The organism is Actinoallomurus acaciae, assembly GCF_042429965.1.
GTDB lineage: Bacteria > Actinomycetota > Actinomycetes > Streptosporangiales > Streptosporangiaceae > Actinoallomurus > Actinoallomurus acaciae.
The window spans coordinates 1-8,692 of the sequence record NZ_JBHLZP010000357.1 but is presented as its reverse complement, the minus strand read 5'-3'; the positions used below and the strand labels follow the sequence as shown (position 1 = coordinate 8,692).

The 8,692-nt window shown below is 70.5% G+C and carries 10 protein-coding genes; 7 read left to right on the top strand and 3 right to left on the bottom strand.

All coding sequences use genetic code 11. The features are described from left to right. From ACFFNX_RS34230 to ACFFNX_RS34220, 3 genes are all read left to right on the top strand, one after another. A partial coding sequence (locus ACFFNX_RS34230; protein WP_378210050.1) for a DUF1932 domain-containing protein occupies positions 1-247 on the top strand: 247 nt, incomplete at its 5' end. Further along, entirely contained in the window at positions 244-909 is a 666-nt protein-coding gene (locus ACFFNX_RS34225) for a GntR family transcriptional regulator (protein WP_378210048.1), read from the top strand. The genes ACFFNX_RS34230 and ACFFNX_RS34225, both read left to right, overlap by 4 nt. Before the next feature lie 20 nt (positions 910-929). Beyond that, positions 930-1,775: a DUF72 domain-containing protein gene (locus ACFFNX_RS34220; protein WP_378210046.1), complete on the top strand. Its 846-nt coding sequence runs from the start codon at positions 930-932 to the stop codon at positions 1,773-1,775. Between the two features lie 46 nt (positions 1,776-1,821). On the opposite strand, the gene ACFFNX_RS34215 is transcribed toward ACFFNX_RS34220, so the two are convergent. Next, positions 1,822-2,130 (bottom strand): YrhB domain-containing protein, encoded by a 309-nt coding sequence (locus ACFFNX_RS34215; RefSeq protein WP_378210044.1) that lies wholly within the window; start codon positions 2,128-2,130, stop codon positions 1,822-1,824. 11 nt (positions 2,131-2,141) lie between these two features. Next, on the bottom strand, positions 2,142-2,870 hold the full coding sequence (locus tag ACFFNX_RS34210) for a toxin glutamine deamidase domain-containing protein (RefSeq protein WP_378210042.1): 729 nt from the start codon (positions 2,868-2,870) through the stop codon (positions 2,142-2,144). 171 nt (positions 2,871-3,041) lie between these two features. Between ACFFNX_RS34210 and ACFFNX_RS34205 the strand changes: the two genes are divergently transcribed. Next, the gene (locus ACFFNX_RS34205) at positions 3,042-4,241 is read left to right on the top strand and encodes a sialidase family protein (RefSeq protein ID WP_378210040.1); all 1,200 of its coding nucleotides are present in this window, start codon (positions 3,042-3,044) and stop codon (positions 4,239-4,241) included. Between the two features lie 55 nt (positions 4,242-4,296). Here ACFFNX_RS34205 and ACFFNX_RS34200 read toward each other — a convergent pair whose 3' ends face one another. Then, positions 4,297-5,058 carry a FadR/GntR family transcriptional regulator gene (locus ACFFNX_RS34200; protein ID WP_378210038.1) on the bottom strand — a complete coding sequence of 254 codons (762 nt, stop codon included), beginning with the start codon at positions 5,056-5,058 and terminating at the stop codon, positions 4,297-4,299. A gap of 142 nt (positions 5,059-5,200) precedes the next feature. On the opposite strand from ACFFNX_RS34200, the gene ACFFNX_RS34195 reads away from it, so the two are divergent. From ACFFNX_RS34195 to ACFFNX_RS34185, 3 genes are all read left to right on the top strand, one after another. Beyond that, positions 5,201-6,808, top strand: a complete 1,608-nt coding sequence (locus tag ACFFNX_RS34195) for an ABC transporter substrate-binding protein (protein ID WP_378210036.1) — start codon at positions 5,201-5,203, stop codon at positions 6,806-6,808. 40 nt (positions 6,809-6,848) lie between these two features. Continuing rightward, on the top strand, positions 6,849-7,808 hold the full coding sequence (locus ACFFNX_RS34190) for an ABC transporter permease (protein ID WP_378210034.1): 960 nt from the start codon (positions 6,849-6,851) through the stop codon (positions 7,806-7,808). Beyond that, positions 7,808-8,692: ABC transporter permease (locus ACFFNX_RS34185; RefSeq protein WP_378210033.1), on the top strand; the 885-nt coding region annotated here is incomplete at its 3' end. The genes ACFFNX_RS34190 and ACFFNX_RS34185, both read left to right, overlap by 1 nt.

The following is an 8,692-nucleotide window of genomic DNA, read 5'->3' as shown; positions in this document are numbered from 1 at the left end:
CGCCGCCCGCCGGGCCGGGCTGGAGGACTGGATGCGGCGGCACATCGCCGAGGAGCTCGCCTCCGCCGACGAGAGTTTCGCCGAGCGGCTGGAGACCGGCAGCTATCGGCACGCGGTACGCCGGGCCGAGGAGATGCGCGCCGCGACGCGGCTGCTCGGCGAACTGGACGTGCCGGCACGGATCAGCGACGCGAGCCGCGCCTGGCTCGACCAGCTCGCCGGAGAGCCGGCACCACCGGACCGGTGACGGCGACACCGCACCCGCCCGCCGGGGGACACCCGGGCGGCGCCGGGGGCGACGGCGTGCTGGCGGCGATCCGCGAGGCGATCCTCGCCGGCGAGTTCGCGCCGGGCCAGCGCCTCGTCGAGGCGGACCTGTCCACCCGGTTCGACGCGAGCCGCGCAAGCGTGCGTACGGCGCTGTTCGAGCTGACCAACGAGGGCATCGTCGAGCGCGCCCAGAACCGCGGCGCGCGCGTCCGCGCCGTCACACTCGAGGAGGCCATTGAGATCTCCGAGGTCCGCATGGTGGTCGAGGGCCTGTGCGCGGCCAAGGCCGCCGAGCGCATCACCGACGAGCAGATCGCCGAACTCCGCACACTCGGCGCCGCGATGCGCACGGCCGTGTCGCAGGGCCACATCATGCGCTACTCCGGGCTCAACCAGACACTCCACCTGCGGATCCGGCAGATCAGCGGCCAGTCGACCGCCGCCGGGGTACTGGAGCGGCTCCGCGCGCAGAACGTCCGCCATCAGTTCCGGCTCTCCCTCGTCCCCGGACGACCGCACGTCTCCCTGGCCGAGCACCTGGCCATCATCGACGAGGTCTGCGCCCGCGCCCCGGAGGCCGCCGAACGCGCCGCCCGCCGCCACCTGCTGAGCGTCATCGACGCTCTCGGCGACGTCTGACAGGCGCTAGCGTCTTCGGCATGCGGCTTCATGTGGGATGTGCGATGTGGACGCACGCGTCGTGGCAGGGGCGGTTCGTGCCCGCCTCCTCGCGGGAACGGCTGCGGTCGTACGCGACCTGGTGCAACGCGGTGGAGGGCAACACCACGTTCTACGCGACGCCGTCGCGGGAGACCGTGCGGACCTGGGCGGAGCAGACCGATCCCGGCTTCCGTTTCGTGGTGAAGCTGCCCAAGACGATCACGCATGAGCGCCGCCTCGGGGACGTCGAGGAGGACCTGCGGGCCTTCCTGAGCGCGATCGAGCCGCTCGGGCCGCGGGTCCACGCCCTGTGGGTGCAGCTCCCCCGGTCGTTCGCCCCGGGCGACGCCGGTGTCCTGGCCGGTTTCCTGCGCCGGCTCCCCGTCGCGTACCGCTCCGCGGTCGAGGTCCGCCATCCCGCGTTCTTCGAGGACGCGCGGGCGGCCCGGCTCCTGGAGCGGGTGCTCGCCGGTCCCGGCGCCGAGTGGGTGCCCTTCGACACCGTCACGCTGTTCCGGACCCCGCCGACCAGCGACGCCGAGCGTGACGCGTGGCTGAAGAAGCCGCGTGTCCCCCGCAGGACAGCGGCGCTCACCGACCGGCCGATCGTCCGCTACCTGGGCCGCGACGCCACCGAGCGCACGGTGGAGGGCTGGCAGGAATGGGTCGGCACGGTCGCCGGCTGGCTGCGCGAGGGCCGCTCCCCCACGGTGTTCGTGCACACCCCCGACAACGCCGACGCGCCGGAACTCGCCCGCCGCTTTCACGATGAGGTGCGGGCCCGCGTGCCGGAGCTCCAGCCGCTGCCCGAGCCCGCGCCGGTCGAGCCGCTGAGCCTGTTCTGACCGTACGGCCGCGCGGCGACGTGTGACGGCGGTGGGCCCGACGCGCTCAGTGGCCCGTGGCTCGAAACCGGCCGGGATCCTCCTCGTACGCCTCGAGCGCCGACTCGCTCGTATAGAAAGAGGAGAATTGGACGATCTTCCCGTCCTCGCGGCGGACCAGCAGCGGCCCGTTTCCGACCAGCCCCGGTCCGCCGGTCCGCAACGCCTCGGCCGTGTTGTAGACGAACAGCCAGCCGTAGGGTTTCTCCACCGTCGCGGACTCCGCGATGACAACGGCCGGATGGCCGCTGTCGCGCCGATAGGTCCGGTCGAGGAACTCCTGTACGACGCGCGCGGCGTCATCCTTGCTGATCACTTTTCTCCTCATCACGCCGTCCGGAAGAAGTCATAAGTGGAAAGCTCTCCGCGCGCCGGATGCCGGTCGAACACCTTGCCCACCTGACCGTCGAGATAACGAATCCGGCCACCGAAATTCACGACGTTGTACGTGTGGCTGGGGATGCCTTCGTCCGCGGCGCCCCGCCGCAGGATGATGCCCCGTGCCCCGCTGCCGAAAGACGTCAGCTGGGACTCCGCGGTGGACAACTCGTCCGCGCGCAGGCGCGGGACGCGGTACATCGAGTGCCGCTCGAGCAGCCTCGCGGCGAACTCGGTGTCCACCGGGTGGCCCGGTCCCGCGACGACCGCCTCTCCGCGGAACATCGCGTCGAGGGCCAGCGAACCTTCGAGGCAGTTGCCGGACGACATTGTCGGGTTCACGCCGCGCACGAGCCGGATGAGCTCCTCCGGAGTCAGCCTGCGGCCGCGGGCGGTGCCGAGAACGGTCCGCACGTCGGCCTGGGCCGCCCGCATGAGCGCGGCGTCCTCGACGCTCAGCGGGAGCGCGGCATCGGGGATCACGGCCGCCGCGGGGTGCCGGATCTCCAGGAGCGCGCTCGACCCGGCCGGGGCCGTGCCACCGCGGAGAGCGGCCTCCTCGGCGCTGTCGGCACCGACCTTCATCGGCCGGCCTGGCCGGAAGAACGCCCGGAGGACGGCGAACGCGCCCAAGCGCTCGCCGCCGTCGGCCGCCAGGCGGCCCCACCCGCTCGTCATCCAGCGGCCACCTGGAGAACCTTGGGAGTCGTATGACCGGCCCGGGCCGGACGAGCATCAACCTACCGCAGGCGCCCCGGGCGGATCGACGACGAAAGCCTTGACGCCCTCCGCGGCCACCGTTAGCTTTCCCGGGACATAGGACGTCCTACGTCCAGATTGGGGAGAGTCATGCGTCTGCACAAACGCGGCGGGCCGGTGGTCGCCGCAGGAGTCACGGCCCTGCTCGCGGCCGCGGCCACCGGCGTGACACCGGCTCAGGCGGCACCGCGAGGGTGCGAGGTCTCCGTGCCGTACACGGCCGGGACCGAGGGGTACAGCGCGTTCCGCATACCGGCGGTCATCACCACGAGGTCGGGTGACCTGCTGGCGTTCGCCGAGGGCCGGTCGGACGGGCTCGGCGACGCGGGGAACATCGACACGGTCGTGAAGCGCTCGACCGACGGAGGCTGCACCTGGCAGCCGTTGCGAGTCGTGCAGGACAGCGGCCCGAACACCTCGGGCAACCCCGCGCCCGTCGTCACCGCGAACGGCCGCATCGTGCTGCTGACCACGTACAACGCGGGCACGGCCACCGAGACGCAGATCCTGCGCGGCCAGGTGCCGGCCGAGGACGGCAGGCGCGTGTTCACGCAGTACAGCGACGACGACGGGGCCACCTGGTCTGCGCCACGTGAGATCACCGCGACGGCCAAGCTCCCGAACTGGCGCTGGTACGCCACCGGCCCCGGCCACGCGACGCTGCTCACCCACGGACCACACCGCGGCCGGCTCGTCGTCCCGGCGAACCACTCCATCGCGCCGCCGGCCGGCTCGGCCGACCTCGGCTCGGAGGCGAAGTACTACGGCGGGCACGACCTGTACAGCGACGACAACGGCCGGACCTGGCACATCGGCTACGTCGACGACAACACCGACGGCCAGGTGAACGTCAACGAGACCACTGCCACCGAACTGCCGGACGGGCGCGTCTACTTCAACACGCGCGACCAGAACGGCACCGCGGACGGGAACCGCGCCGACGCCTACAGCCTGGACGGCGGCCGTACCCTGCGACGACCGTTCCAGCCGCAGCCGGCGCTCGCCGGGCCGGTGGTCGAGGGCAGCGTCCTGCAGACGCGTGGACCCAAGGCGCCGCTGCTCTTCTCCGGCCCGGCCGATCCGAGCAAGCGGGCGGTCATGACGCTGCGCATGAGCCGCGACGGCGGTGTCACCTGGCGGTCCGCGCTCACGCTCTCGCAGTTGCCGGCGTCCTACTCCGACCTCGTCCAGGTCGACGCCCGCACCGTCGGCCTGCTGTACGAGACGGGCACCGCCGGTGCCAACGAGACGATCACCTTCCGCCGCATCGATCTGCGCGACCTGTCCTGAAGAACGCCGGGCCCGGGGCGGTGGCGCCCCGGGCCCGGACTCGACGTCGGGCGGCTCAGCCGCTGCGCAGGCGGGCGAGCCGGGTGCGGATGCCGGCGAAGTGCGCGCTCATCGCCGCCGCGACGGCCGTCCGGTCCTCGGCGATGACCGCCTCATAGATGTCGCGGTGCTTGCGCGCGACCTGCGCCGGAGTCTCGTCGGGGGTGCCCAGCTCCTCGCTGAGCTGGTGGTAGACCTGCCAGAAGGCACCGAGGAGGCGGCCGACGAGCGGGTTGCCGAGCGGCCGGTAGAGCAGGTCGTGGAAGAGCCGGTCGGTCTCGGGCGCGACCGCCCCGACGAGCGACTCCTCCTCCATCCGCTCGATCACCTCGCGGACCGGGGACAGCGTCTCGGCGAGGTCGGCACCGCCGTGCCGATCGATCAGACGCCACGCGAGCCCGTTCTCCAGGATCTCGCGGATCTCGGTGAGGTGGGCCAGGTGGTTCGGCTCGTCCTGCGGGCCGATCCGGCTGTGGAAGGCCAACTCGTCCACCAGGCCGTTCAGCGACATCTCGCCGACGAACATGCCGAAGCCGTGGCGGATGTCCACGATGCCGACGGCCTGCAGGGCCTTCAGCGCCTCGCGGATGGAGTTACGCCCGATGTCCAGCTCCTGCATGAGCTCGGACTCGGTCGGCAGCGGATCGCCGGCGGTCAGGCCGCGCCGAACGATGATCTCTTTGACCGCCTCCTGGACCTCGATCGCGCGGCTGAGCCGGCGGCTTCGGGCGGGGGCAGGCCCTGTCCCGGCGAGGTGACGACCGTCGCGCAACGTCACGGAAATCTCCTGATCATCTGCTCTTGACTTGGCACAGAACCCACTTCTAGTCTCCAACGCTACAGGAGATAGGACGTGGGACGTCCCATATCTGCCCTAAAGTTTCCGCCGCCTTCCCTGACCGTCCACACCGGGAGACACCGTGAGCGCCCCTCGATCCGCCTTCAGCCGCCGCGACTTCCTGCGTTACAGCGGGACGTTGAGCGCCGCGGCCGCCATCTCCACGACGATCTCCGCGTGCGGCGGCCCCGCCTCGACCGGTTCGGCCGGCTCCGGCGGCAACAAGGACCTCGTGACCGTGGTCATCGGCTACGGCAACGACCAGACCTGGGACCCGAGCATGACGGCGTCGGCCTTCGCCATGGCCGGAATCAACCACATGTACGAGGGCCTGGTCGACACCGACCCGATCACCCGCGCGCCGTACGCGGCACTCGCCACCGCCCTGCCGGCCGACACCTCGGCGACGTCGTGGAGGTTCTCCCTGCGGCAGGGCGCGACGTGGCACGACGGCAAGCCGGTCACCGTGGAGGACGTGCTGTTCTCCTTCGACCGCGTCATGGACCCGTCGACGCTGGCGTACTCGTTCTTCTCCGCCTGGCTGAAAGAGGTCCGCAAGGTCGACGACACCACCGTCGAACTGGTCCTCAAGTTCCCGTTCCCGGACGCGCTCCCCCGGCTGACCATCGCCAAGATCATGCCGAAGCACGTGTTCGGCGCGCCCGGCGGCTGGGACGCGGCCAAGAACGGCAAGGCCGTGGGCTCGGGCCCGTACAAGATGACCGCGCACAACCCCAAGTCCAACACCGCGTTCGAGGCCTACCCGGCCTACAACGGCCCGCGCAAGCCGGCGATCAAGAAGATGAACTGGCTGTCCATCGTGGACGCCTCGGCCCGCGTGGCGAAGATCTCCGGCGGCAGCGCGGAGGCGCAGATCGCCGACAACGTGCCGTACGCCAACATCGACCAGCTGCGCAAGCAGGGGCTGACCGTGGAGGGCGGCAAGGGCATGAACCACATGTTCCTGATGTTCAACACGGCCCAGAAGCCGTTCGACGACGTGCGGGTCCGCCAGGCGCTGTTCTACGCGATCGACACCAAGAAGATGATCGACGTGGCGCTGAAGGGGCACGGCACCCCGGCGAGCAGCTTCCTCAACCAGGAGAACGCGGCGTACGCCCGGGCCAAGACGGTCTACGACTACAACCCGGACAAGGCCAAGTCGCTGCTCGCCGCCGCGGGAGTCACCAACCTGTCGGTCAACCTGATGGCGGTCAACGTGAGCTGGGTCGCCGACTGCCTGCCGACGATCGCCAACTCCTGGAACGCCATCGGCGTGAAGACCTCGCTCGAGCCGCAGGACACCAGCGCGCTGTTCACCAAGATGGACCAGTCGCAGTCGTACCAGGTGGTCGCGGCGGCCTCGAACCCCAACCAATTCGGCCTCGACGCCGACCTGATCCTCCGGTACAACTACACGTCCGGCGGAACCTGGATGAAGTACACCAAGTGGGACAAGAGCTCTGACGCCAAGTCGCTCTTCGCGCTGATGGACAAGGCCACCCGGGAGCCGGACAAGCAGAAGAAGCTGGCGCTCGTGCACCAGTACATCGACGTCATCGCCGAGCAGGCGGTGCTCTATCCGGTCGTGCACACCGAGCTGATGACCGCGTGGAACCCCAAGAAGCTCACCGGCGTCCGCGCCCAGGCCTACCCCGGGGTCACCCTCCTGCAGGCGAAACGCATCTGACCGTCCGCCGCACCCCGACCCGATTTCCCAGGAGGCATCCGTGGCAGCGATCGCCAGAATGCTGGTGCGCCGCGTCCTCATCCTGATTCCCCTGTTGCTGGGCGTCGTACTGTTCGTCTTCATCATCATGCGGTTCTCCGACAACAAACCGGAGTACGCGTATTTTGAGGGATCCAATCCCACCGCGGCGCAGATTCACCAGTTCCAAGTGGATAACGGCCTGCTCGACCCGCTGCCGGTGCGGTACGTGCGGTTCGTCGGCCAGCTGGTCCGCGGTGACATGGGGACGAGCGCGCTCACCAAGGCGCCGGTGCGCAGTTCGATCGCGACCGCGCTTCCCCTGACGCTTCAGCTGACGCTGTTCGGCGTGGTGATCGCGATCGTGCTGGCGGTGATCTTCGGCGTCATCGCGGCGATCTTCCGGGACCGGTGGCCGGACCAGCTGATCCGGCTCGTGTCGCTGGTCGGCGTCGCCGCGCCGGCGTTCTGGCTGGCGCTGCTGATGATCCAGTACCTGGCGGTCGACCGCGGCTGGTTCCCGACCAGCGGCTACATCAATCCGGCGGACTCCCTCAGCGGCTGGCTGCGGTCGCTGACCCTGCCGGCGCTGGCGCTGTCGCTGCCCGTCGCGGCCTACCTCACCCGGATCATCCGCACGTCGATGGTCGAGGAACTCGACAAGGACTACGTGCGAACCGCGATCGGCAGCGGCCTGCCGCCGATCGTCGTGGTGGGCCGCAACGTGCTGCGCAACGCCCTGATCAACCCGCTGACCGTGCTCGGCCTGCGGGTCGGTTACCTGCTCGGCGGCGCGGTCGTCATCGAGACGATCTTCGCGCTGCCCGGCATGGGCCAGCTCATGATCACGGCGGTGCGCAACGGTGACCCCGCGGTCGTCCAGGGCGTCGTGCTGACGATCGCGACCGGCTTCGTCGTGGTCAACCTCGTCATCGACATCCTCTATCTCCTGGTGAACCCCCGACTGAGGAGCGCCGGCTGATGCGCAGCGGACTGGCCGGAAGACTGTCGCGAGCGGGCATCGGCTTCCGGCGGCTGGGCCCCGCCTCGTGGATCGCCCTGGGCGTGGTGGTGGTCGTCATCATCGCCGCGGTGTTCGCCCCGGTGCTGGCGCCGCACTCGCCGTACGTCCAGGAGGCCGCGGGCGGCGGCCCGAGCGGCTCGCACTGGATGGGCCTGGACAGCTCCAACCGCGACATCTTCTCGCGGCTGCTGTACGGCTCGCGCTGGTCGCTGGTGATCGGGCTCGGGGCGACCGCGATCGCGCTGGTCAGCGGCGCGCTGATCGGCGCCGTCGCCGCGACCTCCCGCCGGTCCGTCGACGAGACGATCATGCGCGTGCTGGACGTCATCATGGCGTTCCCCGGCATCGCGCTCGCCGCCGTGCTGGTCGCGGTCTTCGGCGGCGGCATCCTGGTGCTGGTGCTGGCGATCGCCTTCCTCTACATGCCCCCGGTGGCCCGGGTGGTGCGGGCCAACGTCCTCGCCCAGTACGGCGAGGACTATGTCGCGGCCGAGCGGGTCATCGGCGCCCGCGCCCCGCACATCCTGATCCGGCACATCGCGATCAACTGTGCGGCCCCGGTGCTGGTGTTCTGCACGGTGATGGTGGCCGACACGATCGTCTTCGAGGCGTCCCTGTCGTTCATCGGCGCGGGCGTCCGGCCGCCCAACCCCTCCTGGGGCAGCGTCATCGCCGACGGCCGGAACATGGTGCTGCTCGGCGGATGGTGGGCCACGGTCTTCCCCGGCCTGCTGATCCTCGTCACGGTGCTCGCGCTGAACGTCCTGGCCGAGGGCGTCTCCGACGCCTGGGCGGCGCCGGCCGAGCGGCGCTCCGACTCCCCCGGTGCGCCGGCGCACCGG